The organism is uncultured Dysgonomonas sp. (assembly GCF_900079725.1).
In the GTDB taxonomy this organism is placed as follows: domain Bacteria; phylum Bacteroidota; class Bacteroidia; order Bacteroidales; family Dysgonomonadaceae; genus Dysgonomonas.
In genome coordinates this window covers 1,239,919-1,257,779 of record NZ_LT599032.1, presented here as the reverse complement: position 1 = coordinate 1,257,779, position 17,861 = coordinate 1,239,919, and the positions used below count along the sequence as shown (strand labels likewise).

Annotated in this window: 14 protein-coding genes and 1 riboswitch; of the genes, 12 read left to right on the top strand and 2 right to left on the bottom strand. The window is 38.7% G+C overall.

What is annotated here, in order from left to right:
* Window positions 1-25: 25 nt before the first annotated feature.
* Both QZL88_RS05495 and QZL88_RS05490 read right to left on the bottom strand, forming a co-directional pair.
* Window positions 26-3,385, bottom strand: a complete 3,360-nt coding sequence (locus QZL88_RS05495; RefSeq protein ID WP_296939030.1) for an AAA domain-containing protein — start codon at window positions 3,383-3,385, stop codon at window positions 26-28.
* Window positions 3,386-3,391: 6 nt separating this feature from the next.
* On the bottom strand, window positions 3,392-3,937 hold the full coding sequence (locus QZL88_RS05490) for a hypothetical protein (RefSeq protein WP_296939029.1): 546 nt from the start codon (window positions 3,935-3,937) through the stop codon (window positions 3,392-3,394).
* Window positions 3,938-4,091: 154 nt separating this feature from the next.
* Window positions 4,092-4,188, top strand: a riboswitch (TPP riboswitch).
* Between the two features lie 114 nt (window positions 4,189-4,302).
* Here QZL88_RS05490 and QZL88_RS05485 point away from each other — a divergent pair.
* The 12 genes from QZL88_RS05485 to QZL88_RS05430 all read left to right on the top strand — a co-directional run bounded on the left by QZL88_RS05485 (window position 4,303) and on the right by QZL88_RS05430 (window position 17,666).
* Window positions 4,303-6,531, top strand: coding sequence for a TonB-dependent receptor (locus QZL88_RS05485; RefSeq protein WP_296939028.1), 2,229 nt, complete (start codon window positions 4,303-4,305; stop codon window positions 6,529-6,531).
* Window positions 6,532-6,603: 72 nt separating this feature from the next.
* Window positions 6,604-7,197, top strand: coding sequence for a nicotinamide riboside transporter PnuC (gene pnuC / locus QZL88_RS05480; RefSeq protein WP_296939027.1), 594 nt, complete (start codon window positions 6,604-6,606; stop codon window positions 7,195-7,197).
* Between the two features lie 110 nt (window positions 7,198-7,307).
* Window positions 7,308-8,372, top strand: a complete 1,065-nt coding sequence (locus QZL88_RS05475; protein WP_296939026.1) for a glycosyltransferase — start codon at window positions 7,308-7,310, stop codon at window positions 8,370-8,372.
* Window positions 8,369-9,433, top strand: coding sequence for a glycosyltransferase family 2 protein (locus tag QZL88_RS05470; RefSeq protein WP_296939024.1), 1,065 nt, complete (start codon window positions 8,369-8,371; stop codon window positions 9,431-9,433). The genes QZL88_RS05475 and QZL88_RS05470 overlap by 4 nt, the downstream gene beginning before the upstream one ends.
* Before the next feature lie 3 nt (window positions 9,434-9,436).
* Window positions 9,437-10,726, top strand: a complete 1,290-nt coding sequence (locus tag QZL88_RS05465; RefSeq protein ID WP_296939022.1) for a hypothetical protein — start codon at window positions 9,437-9,439, stop codon at window positions 10,724-10,726.
* Window positions 10,727-10,817: 91 nt separating this feature from the next.
* The gene (locus QZL88_RS05460) at window positions 10,818-11,513 is read left to right on the top strand and encodes a nucleotidyltransferase family protein (protein ID WP_296939021.1); all 696 of its coding nucleotides are present in this window, start codon (window positions 10,818-10,820) and stop codon (window positions 11,511-11,513) included.
* A gap of 18 nt (window positions 11,514-11,531) precedes the next feature.
* Complete coding sequence (locus tag QZL88_RS05455; protein ID WP_296939020.1) at window positions 11,532-12,077, top strand: HAD-IIIA family hydrolase; 546 nt, start codon at window positions 11,532-11,534, stop codon at window positions 12,075-12,077.
* A gap of 14 nt (window positions 12,078-12,091) precedes the next feature.
* Complete coding sequence (locus QZL88_RS05450) at window positions 12,092-13,120, top strand: dehydrogenase (protein ID WP_296939019.1); 1,029 nt, start codon at window positions 12,092-12,094, stop codon at window positions 13,118-13,120.
* A gap of 5 nt (window positions 13,121-13,125) precedes the next feature.
* Entirely contained in the window at window positions 13,126-13,959 is an 834-nt protein-coding gene (locus tag QZL88_RS05445; RefSeq protein ID WP_296939018.1) for a hypothetical protein, read from the top strand.
* A 16-nt stretch (window positions 13,960-13,975) separates the two neighbouring features.
* Window positions 13,976-15,409: an MBOAT family O-acyltransferase gene (locus QZL88_RS05440; RefSeq protein WP_296939017.1), complete on the top strand. Its 1,434-nt coding sequence runs from the start codon at window positions 13,976-13,978 to the stop codon at window positions 15,407-15,409.
* Window positions 15,410-15,415: 6 nt separating this feature from the next.
* Window positions 15,416-16,510, top strand: a complete 1,095-nt coding sequence (locus QZL88_RS05435) for a hypothetical protein (protein ID WP_296939016.1) — start codon at window positions 15,416-15,418, stop codon at window positions 16,508-16,510.
* A 94-nt stretch (window positions 16,511-16,604) separates the two neighbouring features.
* Window positions 16,605-17,666 carry a glycosyltransferase family 1 protein gene (locus tag QZL88_RS05430; protein WP_296939015.1) on the top strand — a complete coding sequence of 354 codons (1,062 nt, stop codon included), beginning with the start codon at window positions 16,605-16,607 and terminating at the stop codon, window positions 17,664-17,666.
* Window positions 17,667-17,861 lie beyond the last annotated feature (195 nt).

Here is a 17,861-nt window from a genome sequence, read left to right as displayed (position 1 = left end):
TTCTTTTTTAGACAAAATGTAGTTATCATGGATTGATAACCGACTTATTTACTATCTCCCTGTAGATTGGGTTCTGATTCAGGATATAATCATTCCCAATCATAAATAGTTGCTCGCGAGCCCGGGTAAGAGCTACATTCAGTTTGCGGTCTACAGTACGCTCGCGGTTCAGATTACTAAAGAATCTCAGTTGGTATGGCTTGTTGAAACAAAACGAAAGAATGATGATATCCCGCTGACTACCCTGATAACGCTCTACGGTATCTACCATAATATCATTCAACTCAGGAATTTCAGTTTCTTCCAGTTTCTGCTTTATCAGCGCGATTTGATTACGGTAGGGAGTTATTATGCCTATGGTCTTCCGGGTGTCAAAAGCCATGTTGTTAAGTCTGTAAATCTCAAGTATTGCTTTTATTAAAGAGATAACAACATCTGCTTCCTGTTTGTTCAGCTTATCCGAATTGTTTGTATTGTCTGTTTGCCTGACAGGGATAAATGCAGTCCGTTTTGTCGCAATTAATGATTGCAATTTATCCGATCTGTCGTATGTTTGATATATTAAAGGCTGGTATTGCCTGTCAGTAGCTACATGTAGCATATTGTCATAAAAGCTGGTGTTGACAAGGGACGCAATATCTTCATGCATCCGTCCGTGATAGGTCAAGGTATCATATGCATGTGTCCAGCCTTGTTTTTGACAGACATGAAACAGCCGCTCGAATAAGGATTCGCGGCAATCGGATAATTCAATGTCATTTAATACGGACTCTTCTACTTTCGACTTGTTTTCATCCTGCAAAGTGATTGTAGACAATTGTTTATGATCTCCTATCATAATGAACTTGTCGAACAGAGGTAGAAGCCCTATAATCTGCGACTCCAGTATTTGAGATGCCTCATCTATGATAGCAACATTAAACTTCTTCAAGTCGAACAATTCGGGCTTTCCGGTTATGGAAGCCAGAGTGCCGACAAAAATACGGGTACGGTCTATGGTTTGGATCAGCTCTTTTCTACTGTCTGCCTGATGGGAGATATTTTGCAGCAGGCGATGACGATAACCTTCACCGCACGAGAGTTCCGCACCTATACGGATATATCTGTCACACTCGTCTTCACTTTTGCCGAATGCCTGACAGATGGAGGCGCATAATTCATCCACGGCACGGTTGGTATATGCCATTACGAGGATATTCGTATCCTTTCCGGCAGAGAAACGCTCTATAAGTTGCCGGGCAAAGATGGATGTTTTACCTGTTCCCGGAGGCCCTACAATAAGGAAGTAATCTTCGGCTGCTAAGGCTTTATCTATGATGTTCTTCTGTTTTGCCTCTTTTGTGGCATCCGTCGTTAATTTATACAGGGTGGATGAGAGCGGTTCCCGTAAGCCAAGTAATAACTCTTTTTTGTCATTAGGAGCGGACAGAAAGGCATACAGGCTCTTGTACATGGCATTATAACTATGGTCTAGCTTGTCATGTTCCACAGCCCAGTATCTGTATCGGGAGAAGAAGTTGCGGTTTCGTTGTTTATATCTGAATCTCAAGACTACATGATATGAAGAAATCTCGACTACAGTACCTTTTAATATCTGGTTTGTCAATACCGACTCCCCACTTTTTTGGCGGGGGTAAAGAATACATATTTCTCCTTCACGGAAATTGACACAATCATCTTTATCTCTCCTGAAGCGGATAATCATATCCCGGCCCGAGTCGTCAATATCTTCTATTTCAAGATTGGCAATGAGCTCTAAAGAGTCTTGCCGTTCTTCAAAAGAAGTATTCCATAAGGCGGATACACTCATGGATGTATTATAACCTTCGTCTCCAGTCTTTTGAAGATATAGCTCTCTGGTAATAAAGTTGATGTAACGATAAAAATATGCCCTCTCTAGTGGAGTTGCCTTATCTATTACCTTTTCTAACTCTGCCAACTTGTCTATAAAGAACTGGGGTACGCGACCGTAATTATCCAGATTAAAGAGATTTCGGAACATTTTCTCTACATATTCTGCACCGCCGATATATAAATCATGCTCGGTAGCTACAATGAGATTCCGTACGTTTATAATATCTTTTTCCAGTTGTTGGTAAATTGCGGAAAAGCGTATATTTTCTCCTGAATTCTCGGCCGAGGAATAAAGGATGGTCGGATATATATGTCGTGCATCCTTGCCGAATACACTTTGTATCATCAGGCGATAGATAGCGGTCTGTGTCTCATGATTAGGTGCTATCTTGGTCACATCTTCACGAGGATAGGGTGGTTTACCCGATTTCAGTTCAATTATACGATCTATACCCGTTTCGTCATTTGATAGCTGGAGTAAATCGAGCCGACCCTGAAAACCGTATTTTTCACAAAAGAAAGATGGCTCAAGCGTACAGGATGACGCATCGAATCCGTTTGCAGGCATATCATTCAACACTACACGCTTTATGTTTTCGAACTGGCTTCGGGCTTTCGCCATAAATTCTTTGAAAGCACCGTTATCACTTATTTCTTTACACGCTGCGTATTCGAAAGGCATGGAACGGAATGATTTCATAAATACTTCTTCGAATGCTAGATTATCGGCATCTTCGGCATAAATGAGTTCATCGAGAAAGAAGTTGGCAAGATTACCCAATAGTATGTAATGTGTGTTTGCATTGGGCTCGAACTTACGGCGAAAGTAATGAAGGTACGAGCTACCGTATGATTGAAAACACTCAGCCATTGCCGAAGCATCTATCAGGTAATCGGGTTCGAGTACAAACATTTTAGGAATGTAGACTCCCGCATCGTCTGCTTTTACGTCAATGAGGTTGAGTTGTGCCCCAATCCAAAGGCGTTCAATGGTTTCATTGAATATATTATTGATGGGAGAGACATTGTATCTCACTTTTAAGCTTTCTCCGATAAGGCTTTCGGACTGACAGATAAGAAGTTCGTTTTCGGCATCTATTTCCAATACCTGTACACGTATTCTATTCGATAAATCGTGAGACACAGGCTCATAATCGAACACAGTATCTTCTACATAGTTGAAATCCTGTTTTTCGCCTTCTATATATAAAAGGAAATTTTCCAGACCTTCCTTTGCTTGCTGATACTGGTCGGGAGATACCAGATTCTTATCGTTTCGCAGTAGGTAGGATGCTTTTATGCGTATATTCTGCAACTGCCATTCCAATGATTTTGGCAGTTCATATTTTTGCCCGATAAAGACAAGGCGTGAAAATAAAGAGGGAAACTGCAAAGATTCACCGGCGGTGATATCTTTGCAGCCTCTCTCAAGTATCCGTTTCAGACGGATATATTTATTTCTTAATGATAGGTCGGAGCTATCTATTTGTTGTATTTCGGAGAGATAGTCAGATTGAATGAAACCGGACATGTTAGATTATCTTCGAATAGTAACATCAAGTGAGCTATCCAGATATATTTCCATCTCTACATTCGAGATACTTGTTCCCTGACGGTTTGTGACATATCCGTCTACAACAATATTAATCCGTCCGTCTCTGTAAAACTTGTACATGGCGTCATTCATGAAATTATAGAATTCGGGATCGTTAGAAGTATTGAATATAATCTTTTCGAAGTCTTCATATACTTTTATATCAGAGGCGTAAAGAAATTCTCCAACACCCTGAACACTAATATATAAATCCCGGATAACATCTCCTTCTCGTATATCTCCTGTAATTGTAAGGGAGGTACCTCTGTATTCCATACCTATAATATCGCCATAGCCTAAATCAGGTAGATCACGGAAAGAATAACTTCCTCCACCATTACTGCTAAAAAAACCTTTATTATTTGAGGTTGCTAAAAAATCGCAGTACAATCCGCTTCTAACTATATAGTCATCGTCGCTTTCACATGACGAGAAAGAAACTAACGTTACAATAGAAAATAGAATCGCAATAAAAATATTCTTCTTCATGTTTTTTAAGTTTTATGTTACAAAGGTAAATTAAATTTATTAATATTATATATGACTAGGAAAATCCCCTTTTGTAACATTGGAAATCCTAGTTATAGAAAAATTTTATAATAGGTAAACACTTATTTATTAAAATGGTTTAATTATCTTTGCTTCGAAATCTTAGGGGTGCCTTAAAATTACAGGCTGAGATCACACCCATTAAACCTGATCCGGGTAATGCCGGCGTAGGGAAAGAAGATGCTATTGCGCACGTGCATATTCTTAAATTCCGGGAAATCATCTTATCAAACCCCTTTTTTGTTTAACGTCAAAGTATAAAACAATAATCATTTGTCTTATGCTTATAGAAATTTTGTATGTAAATGAAAAAGGTATTTTTAGCTTTTGCTGCTTTTATAACAACTGGAGCAGGAGCTGTTTATTCACAACAACAGGCGGATAGCCTTAAACTCATAAAACTGGAGGAGGTTGTCGTATCTGCCACCCGGGTAAGCTGGGGAGCACCTATCTCGTATTCTGATTTGGGAGAAGTGGAAATTAAAAAGGACAATGCCGCAAAGAATATTCCTTTTATATTGCAATCCCTTCCATCGGTAATTTCATATACCGAAGGCGGAACGGCCGTAGGAAATACGGCGCTTCGTATCAGAGGTACGGATGCAAGCCGTATAAATGTGACATTGAACGGTATGCCGCTAAATAATCCGGAAAGTCAGGAGGTGTATTGGGTTAATCTACCGGACTTGTCTAACTCATTGCAAAGCATGCAGGTGCAGCGGGGAGTGGGCACATCGACAAACGGTACGGCCTCTTTTGGAGCCAGTATCTCTATGCAGACAGCCGGAGGAAAGGGCAATAAAGCCTATGCCGACCTGTCATCTGCCTATGGGCAATACAATACTTTATTGCTGACAGGCGCAGCGGGAACAGGTATCATGAAAAGCGGACTGTCGCTCGATGCCCGCTATTCGTATATCAAGAGTGACGGATATATCCGCAACGGAAAGGTAGACCATAAGAATATATATGCGGCATTGTCACACTATTCCGATAAACAACTGATTCGTCTTATTTACATGAATGGTATTCAGCATACGGGTATTACATGGGAAGGTATAAGCCCTGATACACTAAAAGTTAACAGGCGCTACAATCCTGCGGGAAAATATAAAGATGATAATGGAAGAACCCAATATTATGATAACGAAACGGATAATTATTACTCTAATATAGGGCAGTTGATTTATACCCGTTATCTGACAAACAGGCTGACTCTGAATGTAAACCTGAGTTATAATAATGGTTACGGCTATTACGAAAATTATAAAGTGGATGAGGCTTTTGCAGATTACGGGCTAGGAAAACAAATTGTAGGCGGGACAACATATGAGAGTTCGGATCTTATATTACGTAAGCTGATGCAAAACGATTTCTATGTAGGTGGTTTCAATCTGGACTATAAAACGGGGAAGTTCGGCATTACAGCCGGAGCCATGTACAGCTATTATGATGGATCACATTACGGTAAACTTCTGTGGGTGAAGCATAATGAGAATATCCCTGAAGGATATAAATGGAATCGCAATACAGCCGTAAAACAGGATATGAACGCCTTTCTTAAAATGGAATATCGCCCGGTAGATAACCTGTCGCTATTTGCTGAGGTGCAGGAAAGATATATTGATTACCGCATGAATGGGCTGGATGATGATCTGATGGATTTGACCAATAAGAATTATTATAACTTTATAAATCCGAAAGGAGGTCTTTCATTCCGGTTCAGTAACTATAATGAGGTTTACGGATCATTCGGCATTTCGAATAGGGAACCATTACGGGCTGACCTGAAAGAATCACTGAAAGGCGGAGGTTCGCGAAGTATTGCTCCCGAAAGGTTATATGATTATGAGTTAGGTTATAAGTATGCTAATTCAATAGTTTCGTTCAGTGCCAATTTCTATTACATGGACTATAAAGACCAGTTGGTACAAACCGGAAAATTGAATGATATCGGTTATAAGTTGCAGGAAAATGTACCTGACAGCTACCGTACAGGAATAGAACTGTCATTGGCTTATACCCCTACCGAATGGTTGCGTCTGGATGGGAACCTGACATTGAGTCGTAATAAGATAAAGAACTATACGGTTTATTACGATCTGTATGATAATCAGAATGACTGGAATCAGGTAGGACAAGTTTCGGAATTCCATAAATCAACCGATATTTCATTCTCTCCGAATACGGTAGGTAGCCTCGGCGTTACATTCAAACCATTCGAGAAAGAAGATTTTACGCTGTCTTTTATCAATAAGTATGTTGGTCGTATGTATTATGATAACACTTCGAATGTCGATAATCGTTTGTCAGATTATTTTGTAACCGATATGGTGGCTTCATATACACTGGATGCCCCTAAAATTGGTAAATTTGACTTTCAGTTTTTCATCAATAATCTGGCAAGTATCAAATATAGTGCGAATGCATGGGTATATACTGCCCGTTTCAAAGATGGAAGCGAATCGGTTGACCGTGGATTATATCCTCAGGCAGGAGCGAACCTGCTGGGGAAAATAAGATATCGTTTCTGATAGAAATGTAATAATAACGGCGGAGTATCTCATAGCCATACCGAGATGCTCCGCTAATTTTAGAAAATAACGATGGATATAATTCTTTCTTTTATAGAAAATAACTGGGTAAGCATAACCGGCGCAATTATAGGGCTGGTTTTCCTGTATTTGGAATACAAGGCAAATGTATGGATGTGGGCTGCAAGTATCGTTATGGCGGCATTCTATATCTATATATTCTATAAGACGGGCTTGTATGCCAGTATGGGGATTTATATCTATTTCTTTTTGGCTTCTGTCTACGGCTGGATAGTATGGATTATGCATAACAGGGATAAAGATTCGGGAGCGGAGATTATTACCCATGTAGGGAGACGATTTATTGTTCCTATTATTTTAGGTGTCGTTATTATCTCGCTGTTGATTTATTTTATTCTCATACAATTTAGTCACAATCCGTCTTTTATTACTATCGGTGACGCCATTACCACATCGCTTAATATTGTTGCATTGTGGATGATCTCCCGTAAGTGGGCCGAGCAGTGGTTGCTCGTAATACCGGCTAACGCAGTATCAAGTATATTGTTGTTCATTCAACAAGATGTTATGTCAGGTATATTGTTTTTCATCTTCTTCATTGTTTCTATTTTTGGATATATAAATTGGCGCAAGATGATTCTCTGATAATTAAGGATTTGAAAATAAATTAAAGAAAATATATAAAAGTGATATTTTTCTCAATAATAGATTATTCCTATTATCTTTACAATTCAAAATTGTAGGCAAAGCATTAAATGAAGATTTTCCAGATCATAACAGTTTCAGAATATGGGGGAGCGCAGACGATTGTGGCAAATCTGGTTAAAACCTTGAGTTCAGAACACGAACTATTTGTTTTATATGGAGGTGGTGGTGAAGCGTGGAACGCTTTAGGAAATAATTTTACAAAAATAAAATTAAATAATCATCGCAAGGAGGTATCGATAAGAGATATAAGTCTGCTCTTCAAACTTTATTATTATAGATTCAAATATAATCCCGATGTAATACATCTTCATTCCTCGAAGATGGGTGTATTGGGACGTATTGTCTTCAGTCGTAAAAAGACAGTATATACGGTTCATGGATTTGACTCGATACGGAAAGCATTTAATCGGTTTCTGGTTGTCGAACGTTTTCTCAGAAACAGTGTATATCGAATAATAGGAGTCAGCCAATACGACGTAGATAGCATGCGTGAGGAAGGTATTTATAAGAATGTAGAATGTATATACAATGGCGTTACGGATCAGTATCTGGAGCAAATTGAAATAAAGGACCGGATTACAACTGAACTGGACAGATTGAAATCATCCTATTCCAAAATAGTAATGTGTATATCCCGTATTTCGAAACAGAAAAAGTTCGAACTCTTTCTGGATATAGCAAAACAGATGCCGCAATACGCGTTTGTATGGATTGGAAATAAAACAGAGATGCATGGCGTACCTTCCAATGTTTTCTGTTTAGGAGAGACGCATCTGGCATGCTCCTACCTGAAATATGCAGATTTGTTTATACTACCGTCCAACTACGAAGGGTTACCTATGTCCCTGTTAGAAGCATTGGCTTTCGGAGTCCCGGTGGTCGCGTCGGCTGTGGGAGGTATAACCGAAGTTCTTGACGGTAAAAACGGATTCGCTGTAGATAATGATGTAAACCTCTTTACTGAGAAGATAGAATATATCTTTTCGGACGAAAATATAAAAAAAAGCATGTCAATACATGCAAGAGAATCATATCTTGCTAACTTTACAATCGAAAAAATGGTAGATGGATATAAATCCGTCTTTAACGCAATCGTTGCAAATAAAAAATGAACAAGCCTCTGGTCTCGGTATTGATGCCTTGTTACAATGTGGAAAAGTATGTGGAAGAATCGATGAATTCGATTCTGAATCAGACATATGCCGATTTGCAGATTGTAGCAATTAATGATTGTTCTACAGACAATACCGGCCGGATATTACATGGCTTAGCCGAAAAGGATTCCCGGATAACGGTTGTAGAAAATGAAGAAAATCTGAAGCTTATAAAAACCCTGAATAAAGGAGTCAGTCTCTGCAAAGGTGAATACATCGCGCGTATGGATGCAGATGATATAGCTTTGCCTACCCGTATAGAGAAGGAAGTCGCATTTTTGGAGAATAACAAAGAACATGATATTGTAAGTACACTTTTTTATGCTTTCAGAACAGAAAATCCCGGTAAACGGGATTTGCACCACAGCCCTCTGAAGGATGAAGAATTAAGGGCATATTTGCTGTTTAAATCCGGCATTTGCCATCCGGCAGTAATGATCCGCAAACGTCTGTTTACAGAATTAGGCCTGAGTTTCGAGACTGAGTATCTTCATGTCGAAGATTATGCTCTATGGTCTAAGGCTATGTATAAAACGAAACTCGCTAATATCGGTGAACCTCTTCTTTTGTATCGTGTTCACCAACATCAGGTGTCGTCATTAAATGAAGAATTACAGACTGATAACAAGAAAAAAGTTTTTAAAATTCATTGTTTCCGTTTAGGCTTACCTACAGACGGTGATTTTCTGGAAATATATTCATCCGTAGCCGAATGTGTACCTCTGCATTCATCTTTCAGGTATTTAGATCAATGTGAAGAGTTTATGCTTTCTTTGATTCGGATAAACAGGGAGAAGCCATTTTGCGATGCGGCATATCTTGAGCGCATGCTATCAGTTCACTGGCTCCGGTTATGTGCAAACTCGCGCCTGGGATTGAAGGTGCTTCGCAGGTTGAAAGAGTCTCCTTTGTATAAGGAAGAGAATTATACCTCAAGAGATTTTGCTATTCTTTACACAAAGTGTACTTTTAAACTCAAATATAGAAAGTCGCTTATTTACAAATTTGTATTCAGGTAATATATGTCCAAGCTAAAGCAGATTATTCCGATGTTTTTGCCGTTGATATTGACGTTTTACTTCATATATCCGCAGGCACTTGACGTACGGGGTTCTTCCTTTATTCTCTTATCAGGAGTATTGGGGCTGGGGCTATATGCTTATCATAATTTCCCATTCAGGGAGGTGGTGTATGTTATAGCCGGCCTGCTTGTCATGCTTTTTATATTTTACACTTCGGGCTGGCTGAATAATATGAGTGACCCTTATACATTTGGCTATATCAGAAGTCAGATAGCATGGTTCTTTTCGGCATATCTGGTTATTTTTTCTATATATAAGATACATAAGAAACCCTCGTTCAATACAGTTCTACTGTATATTGCCGCAGCTATAGGATTGCAGGCACTGATCACATTCGGTATGAATCAGAGTGATGCTATACATGATTTTTTCTTTTCTATACAGATGCAGGCCGAATATACAGAAGATGTTATGGAAGAAGGAGGAAGTCAGCGACTTATGGGGTATGGTATCGCCTTCTTTGGAGCAGGGGTCATAAGCGGTATAGGACTTATTGTAATTTCCTATTTGCTAATGAGACTGAAATTAAACAATAAAGGATTTATTGCATTAGCCCTGCTATATGTTTTTACCTTCTATATAGGTCTGTTTATGGCTCGAACAACAGTTATCGGGGCTGCTGTCGGCTTGGCTGTTATCGGAATTTTATACCTGTGGGATAATAAATCGGAGAGAAAGCAGGCGAAGATATTTCTGATTTCTTCCATTTTTATGATGGCCGGAGGATATATTTTCGCGATGTTTTATTTCCCCCATTTTTCCGATTGGGCATTTGAATTGTTTACCAACTTTATAAGAACTGGTAAACTGGAAACACGCTCATCTAACGGCTTGGAGGAAATGTTTCAGATTCCCAAAGATTTGGATACTCTTATTTTTGGTTCGGGAAGGATGTCTTTCTTTGGCACAGATGTCGGATACTCGCGAATGCTTTTTTGGGTAGGGGTTCCCGGTACTATCTATTTCTATTGTTTTGCTATGTTGGTGGCCAGGATTTATATGACTAAAGACTGGGCGGTAAACCTGATGTCGGCGGCGATAATTGTCTATTCCTTAGGTTTAAATGTGAAAGGATGGGTCGATCTGAATCTTATTATATATCTGTTCTTCTTCTATTTTATGTTCTATAAATATTATATCTATATACCAAGCCGTAATATAGGAACGAGGACCCTGGCTAGTTTCAGAAATGAAAAGAAACGAAGAGGCAGGGGAACGGATATGCTATGAGTAGTTTGTAATTAAAGTATTGGTCACATCTTACAGTGGCCGCCATACATGAAAAAATAATAAATAAGTCGGAGACTTTAAATAAAAAATAATGAAAGAGTGTATTATTTTGGCAGGAGGCTTTGGTACACGTTTGCAGTCCGTTGTGAGCGATGTACCTAAATGCATGGCCGAAGTTGCCGGAAAACCATTTTTACAATACTTATTTGATTATGCAGCTAATGAGAAATTCGATCATCTGATATTGTCATTAGGTTATAAATCTGATATTGTTATCAATTGGCTTGAAACACAAAACAGGCCTTTCGAAATTTCATATGTAGTAGAGGAATATCCTTTAGGTACAGGCGGGGCTATAAAGTTGGCATTCGGAAAAGTAAAAGGAGAAGAAGCCTTCGTTATAAACGGTGATACATTTTTTGATATCGACTCCGGGCTGTTTTTGGATTTTCATAAGAGCCATGGGGCCGATCTGTCGGTGGCTCTTAAGCCAATGGCGGACTTTGATAGATACGGTTCGGTAGAGCTGGATGATAGTGAGCGTATTATCTGTTTTAGTGAAAAGCAGTATAAGAAACAGGGACTGATTAACGGAGGTGTATATATAGTAGCAAAGAACCTGTTTACCAGATTATCTTTGCCTGAAAAATTTTCTTTTGAAAAAGATATAATGGAGTCACACCTCGGCGATTTAAATATATATGGTTGTCCTCAAGATAACTACTTTATAGATATAGGAATACCTTCCGATTTCGAAAAGGCGAATGTGGATTTTTCGAAGAAATAGGAGAGGTGAAAAAGAAAAATGGATAATTTGAAGGAATATAAATACCTTTTCTTAGACAGAGATGGTGTAATCAATGTGGAACGTCCCGGTGATTATGTAAAAAATACATCTGAGTTTGTCTTCGAAAAAGATTCATTAAAGGCAATAGCACTGTTATCTCAGGCTTTTGATTATATATTTGTTGTAACAAACCAAAGAGGAGTAGGGCGAAATGTAATGTCCCTGTCCGATCTGGAACATGTACACAGTGATATGTTACATGAGATAGAAAAATGCGGAGGCAGTATTACCCGTATATACTTTTGTACCGATTTGGATTCTGCGGCTATAAACCGAAAACCGAATGTAGGTATGGCTTTCCAGATTCAGCGGGATTATCCTGTAGTTGACTTTGCCCAATCGATAATGGTGGGTAACAGCAAATCTGATATTGAGTTTGGTAATAAGCTGGGGATGTTAACTGTATTGGTAGGTGATAAATATAAAAAAGAACATAAAATATATGAGACTGTAAATGCTTATTACGAAAATCTGTATAAGTTTGCAGTTGATTTTACAAAATAATAAAAAATCCGGCCATGATTGTAAGAAGTAAGGCGCCTTTCAGATTAGGATTAGCAGGCGGGGGAACGGATGTTTCTCCATATTCGGATCTGTATGGGGGCTGCATACTCAATGCTACTATTAGTCTCTATGCATACGCTAATATAGAGCCTCGTACCGATAATAAGATTGTATTTCGTATACCTCAGAATAATGAGGAATATGTGTTTGATGCATCTTTGGAACTTCCCATATTGAATGACAAAGCGGATCTCATGAAAGGTATTTACAACAGGGTAGTGAAAGATTTTATACACAAACCATTATCTTTTACTCTTACTTGTGCTTTGGAGGTTCCTTTTGGATCGGGGTTGGGAACATCTTCAACATTAGCCGTTGCCATATTAGGGGCATATGCAGAATGGCTTACATTGCCTTTGGGTGAATACGATCTGGCGTATCTGGCTTATCTTATCGAACGTGCCGACCTGAAACAAGCCGGAGGAAAGCAGGACCAGTATGCGGCCGCATTCGGAGGATTCAACTTTATGGAGTTTTACTCTGATGATAAAGTTATTGTAAATCCGTTGCGGATACGTAACGAGACAATAAATGAATTGTCAAATAATATGTTGCTTTATTATACCAACACAGGCCGTAATTCGGGCGATATAATAGAGAAACAGCAAAAGAATGTAAAAGAACAAAAGGCAAAGTCGATAGAGGCGATGCATCAGATAAAGAATCAGGCATATGAGATAAAAGAGGCCGTTCTTAAAAATAACCTTGACGAAATAGGACATATCCTGCATCGTGGATGGACATATAAGAAGGAAATGGCAGACGGTATATCGACCCCATTGTTTGAAGAGATATATAACACGGCTATAAAAGCAGGCTCATCGGGTGGAAAGATATCCGGTGCGGGCGGAGGTGGTTATGTCTTTTTTTATTGTCCTGGCAATACCCGGTTTGCAGTCTCCAAAGCTTTGGAAAGCCTTGGGGGGAGAGTACAGCAGTATTCCTTTACTAAAAAAGGATTGGAAACCTGGCACACAAAATAAACAGAATGAAGATAGCTGTTCTTATACGTGTTTACGATAGAATCGAGGATTTGAAATATAATCTTCAGATTATTTCCGATACATGGAAAGAGAATGATTATTATATTATAGTTGTAAGTAACGGGAAGAAAAACGGGTACGATATTTTACCCCAATCTATTCCTCATATAGATAAGCTGGTAATTCTTGAAGAAAATGCAGGGCATAGGAAAGGCAATTCCCAACTGCTGATGGAAGGGGCGAAGCATATCCCTGAGGAATGTAAATATACACTGATACTGGAGGCCGATACATGGGTGTATGGGGATAGCATCCAGTCTAAATATACGGAATTGTTGTCTGGGAAGAACGATGCAGTATGGGCCAGTGCCGACTGGTATGATAAGTACTATGCTTTGGCTACAGACTTTGCAATTATAAAAACGAAATATATAAAAGATAACCCCGGAATATTTGACTTTGAACTTTTTCCGGAATGTCATATCACAAACTTTTTACGAGATACGAATGCTGGATTTATATGGATAAGAGAGAATATGCCGGTACATGTACCCAGCTATATTCGATATAGCTATCCATATGTACCCAATATAAAAGAAGGACGTTTTTATGTATTCCCAAAATCAAGGACAGTGACTCATCATATCGAGTTTCTTAAAGGTGGAATGGAGCAGAAGAAACGTTATTTTAATATTCTGGCCGATGTAGATTACTTTTCGCAGGTAAAATCCGGAAATAAGGCCTGGAACCGCTTTAAGATGAACTTCTGGATAGGACTGAGCAAGTGTTTTGTAAAACGTAGCTGGTACAGTAAAAAAACATACAAAATTATAGAGTAAGCGATTTTTCTTATTTATGATATTTTCCACATATATATTCACTCTTGTCTTTTTGCCGGTAGTATTGATTCTTTATTTCGGCATGTCGCGATATGTATCCCGGAAGATACAGCATTTACTTCTTATATTCGCATCATTAGTATTTTATGGGTATAACCATATTTCTTATGTATGGCTGATTCTTATTTCCATATCTGTCAACTACATAATGGCAACAGGGGTACAGAATTCCGTAAAACCTCTTTTTAGAAAAGCCTGTTTTGTTACCGGAGTTCTGTTTAATGTTTGTTTACTGGGATATTACAAATACTATAATTTCTTTCTGGATAATATCAATACCTTGTTTGATACTGGTTTTGTCCTCAAACAGATCATATTGCCACTAGGGATCAGCTTCTTTACCTTCCAGCAGATAGCATACCTTATAAGCGTGAATAAGAGACAGGAAAAAGTACCGGGAGTATTGGACTATGTTCTTTTTATAACCTTTTTTCCTCAGTTGGTAGCGGGGCCTATCGTCTTTTCTCAAGATGTGATGACTCAATATCAGGATGATAAAAATCGTTTCTTCAATATAGATAATTTTACTCAGGGCTTATTTATATTTATCATAGGTCTTTTCAAAAAGGCTGTTGTAGCCGATACGTTGAGTATTTTTTCGGGGAATGCTTTTTTTGATCCCAATCACCTGACTTTTGCCAGTGCATGGCTCGGTTCTTTGGCCTATACATTCCAGTTGTTCTTTGACTTTAGCGGCTATTCCGATATGGCAATAGGTTTGGGCAAAATGTTCAATATAAACCTGCCGGTGAACTTTTATTCACCATATAAGTCGAAAAGTATTACCGAATTTTGGAAACGATGGCATATAACACTTGGGCGATCCTTGTTTGTTCTTATTTATATTCCACTGGGAGGTAACAGGAAAGGGTATGCCCGTACCTGTTTCAACCTTTTTGCGGTGTTTTTCGTCAGCGGGCTCTGGCACGGGGCTGCATGGACGTTTGTACTATGGGGCTCGTTACACGGGCTTGTCCGTGTATTTGAGAAGATATTTGGCAAGCAACTGGATAAGATACCTGACTTGATAAGGATTTTCTTTACTTTCCTGTTTGTAAGTTCTGCATTGGTACTTTTCCGTTCGTGGACAGTGAGTGATGCTCTGATAATGCTGAAAACGATGTACATCCCCGATGTAATTTCATTTGACGGAATTTCACATCTGGCATTCAATACTACCTTGGCTTATCCGGATATTATGCAATCGATATTTGTAATTGGCATTCTTCTGATAGTGTCTTATTTTGTATTCCTGTTTCCGAAAAATAGTATCGATTTGTATAATGAGTTCAAACCGAAACCGAAAATCGCTATATTGTCAGCTGTTCTGTTTTCAATAGCTGTGATTCATTTTTCGAAGGTGGGAGCTTTTATCTATTTCAATTTTTAGCAGATTATGGATACATCAGGTAAGAAATATACATCTAAGGGCTTTCTGACAGCATTTGCGATATCAGCAGCCTTGGTGCTGTTGATAATCGGGCTGACTTGCTATATTGTAGACCCATTTCTGCAATTCAGGGTAGACGCTAAATCTCGTTATATATTGAATCCCCGTTTTGTAAATGGAGGGTTAGCGAAGAATTATGAATATAATACAGCACTTATCGGTTCGTCGATGGTACAGAGTTTCGATATATCTACTTTGCGTAATGCAAATGAAGGGATGAAACCAGTAAAGCTGTCTTCCGGAGGGATGAATCTGGCTGAAATGGAACTGTTGTACTCAATAGTACAGGGACGGGATGTGAAGACCATCATAATGAATGTCGATATGCCTTTTTTCAATCAGGCCGGGGTTGTATCCCGTTATCCAAATTATCTTTATGCAGACGGATTTATGAACAAGTTACAATACTTGTATAGCTATGAGGCTTTGATACAATATATTCCTGCCGATCTGGGGATCGAGTTGTATTTTAAGGTAAAGGATGGTAACTTGCCTGATGTATATAAAATGAAAACAGATATTGATCAGATCGGTACGGAAAGTTATGCAAAAACTTATAGTGCCGAATTTGTCAAAAATTATTATCTGGCAGGTAATAGTGTGTTATACCAGCATGTGGAAGATATGGAGGGGCGGATGGATAGGAGCCTGGCTTCCTTTATTGCCAATCTGGGAATAGATAAACACAAGGATGTGAATTACACATTTATGTTCCCGTCCTATTCGGCCTTGTATTGGTATCATACGCGCAAGCATAATTATTATAAGCAGTTTCTCGGTTTTGCAGCTAAGTTTACCCATATGGTAGAGAAGTACGATAATGTAAGGGTCGTATCTTTTCTCGACAGGGATGAAATCACAGACCTGAATTATTATGGAGATGTTACCCATTTTAGCCCTGTTCTGGCCGATACTATAATGGTGAATATGTTTAATCCTAAGTATGAAATAAATTCTTCGAATGTAGATGTAATGGCACAGCGGGTAGATAGCCTTGTGGATGCATTTATTAAAAAAAATAAAGACTGGTTGCCAAAATAAGGTTGCAGATCTATTTATCTCTTTGGTATGCATAATAGCAAGAGGTAGTTACAATCAAAATGTTTAATAATAATTTCTCTTACTTAAAGTTTATATGTTTGTAGTCAACGGGAGATACCTTACGCAAAAGGCAACAGGCGTTCATCGTTACGCATTTGAGATATGCAATAAGTTGCATGAAATGGGTGTGGATTTTCATGTAGCTACCCCTCAGGAAATACATCCCGATTATAAATTCAGCTTCAAAACGGTAAAGTACGGTTCGCTGAAGACTCATTTGTGGGAACAGATCTCGTTGCCCCGTTATCTGAAAAGTATAGGCAATCCGTTACTTGTCAGTTTTACAGGGTGTGGCCCTTTGTCCTATGATAATCAGATAATGACTATTCATGATGTATCACATGAGCGTTACCCTGAGTGGTTTTCGAAGAATTATTACCGATTTTATCATTTTATGATGCCCCGCATAGGCAAAAAAGCGCACGCGGTACTTACAGTGAGCGAATTTTCGAAAAATGAGATTGTAGATACATTAGGTATAGAGGCCGGTAAAATACATGTGATACATAGCAATGTACCGTTTCATAATAAACCTGCACGGGAAGAAATCTTGAATTATAAGCCCGATCCGGACAGCGAAAAATATATAATTGCAGTGTCATCTATGGATCCCCGTAAAAATTTCAGCCGTTTGGTAGAGGCATTCGATAAGATAGACGATAAATCTATAAAGCTATATATTATCGGTATGTCATTTAAGGCGTTCAATACTCCTGACCTGAAAAAGCTGATAGGAGAGAATGTGCATCTTCCGGGTTATATTCCTGACGATGAGTTACAGAAGATGTATCAGAACGCACAATTGTCGGTTTATCCTTCTCTGTACGAAGGCTTTGGGTTACCTCCCTTGGAATCTATGACCTACGGCTGCCCTACAATCTGCTCCGATATTCCCGCTTTGCGTGAGGTGAGTGAGGATGCCGCTTTGTATGTAGACCCTTATGATGTGAAAGATATGACATCAAAAATAAACCGATTGCTGAGAGATCAGTATTTAAGGGATCAACTTCGTCTTAAGGGACTGGAACAGATTACGAAATATTCATGGGATAAGTCTGCCGGGCAAGTTTATCAACTTGTGCAGAAATATATATAAAAAGCTTCGATAGAAAAGATAAGGCCGGGGGTATAATATACTCCCGGCTTTGTTATGTTTACATTTCTGGTTTATCTATATAGTGAGTTTAATGGCTTGCCGTTCTTTGACATTTTTTTTGAATCAGAAAATAGGGATACAGTAAAAAAGTAGCAAAAGAAAAATTTGTAAGAAGTGTTACCTTTACATACGCTA

Coding starts and splice junctions, on each gene's coding strand:
- QZL88_RS05460 (WP_296939021.1), top strand. CDS start 10,818: ATGAAAGAGTGTATTATTTTGGCAGGAGGCTTTGGTACACGTTTGCAG.
- QZL88_RS05495 (WP_296939030.1), bottom strand. CDS start 3,385: ATGTCCGGTTTCATTCAATCTGACTATCTCTCCGAAATACAACAAATA.
- QZL88_RS05470 (WP_296939024.1), top strand. CDS start 8,369: ATGAACAAGCCTCTGGTCTCGGTATTGATGCCTTGTTACAATGTGGAA.
- QZL88_RS05450 (WP_296939019.1), top strand. CDS start 12,092: ATGATTGTAAGAAGTAAGGCGCCTTTCAGATTAGGATTAGCAGGCGGG.
- QZL88_RS05430 (WP_296939015.1), top strand. CDS start 16,605: ATGTTTGTAGTCAACGGGAGATACCTTACGCAAAAGGCAACAGGCGTT.
- QZL88_RS05465 (WP_296939022.1), top strand. CDS start 9,437: ATGTCCAAGCTAAAGCAGATTATTCCGATGTTTTTGCCGTTGATATTG.
- QZL88_RS05475 (WP_296939026.1), top strand. CDS start 7,308: ATGAAGATTTTCCAGATCATAACAGTTTCAGAATATGGGGGAGCGCAG.
- QZL88_RS05440 (WP_296939017.1), top strand. CDS start 13,976: ATGATATTTTCCACATATATATTCACTCTTGTCTTTTTGCCGGTAGTA.
- QZL88_RS05490 (WP_296939029.1), bottom strand. CDS start 3,937: ATGAAGAAGAATATTTTTATTGCGATTCTATTTTCTATTGTAACGTTA.
- QZL88_RS05455 (WP_296939020.1), top strand. CDS start 11,532: ATGGATAATTTGAAGGAATATAAATACCTTTTCTTAGACAGAGATGGT.
- QZL88_RS05445 (WP_296939018.1), top strand. CDS start 13,126: ATGAAGATAGCTGTTCTTATACGTGTTTACGATAGAATCGAGGATTTG.
- QZL88_RS05435 (WP_296939016.1), top strand. CDS start 15,416: ATGGATACATCAGGTAAGAAATATACATCTAAGGGCTTTCTGACAGCA.
- QZL88_RS05485 (WP_296939028.1), top strand. CDS start 4,303: ATGAAAAAGGTATTTTTAGCTTTTGCTGCTTTTATAACAACTGGAGCA.
- pnuC (WP_296939027.1), top strand. CDS start 6,604: ATGGATATAATTCTTTCTTTTATAGAAAATAACTGGGTAAGCATAACC.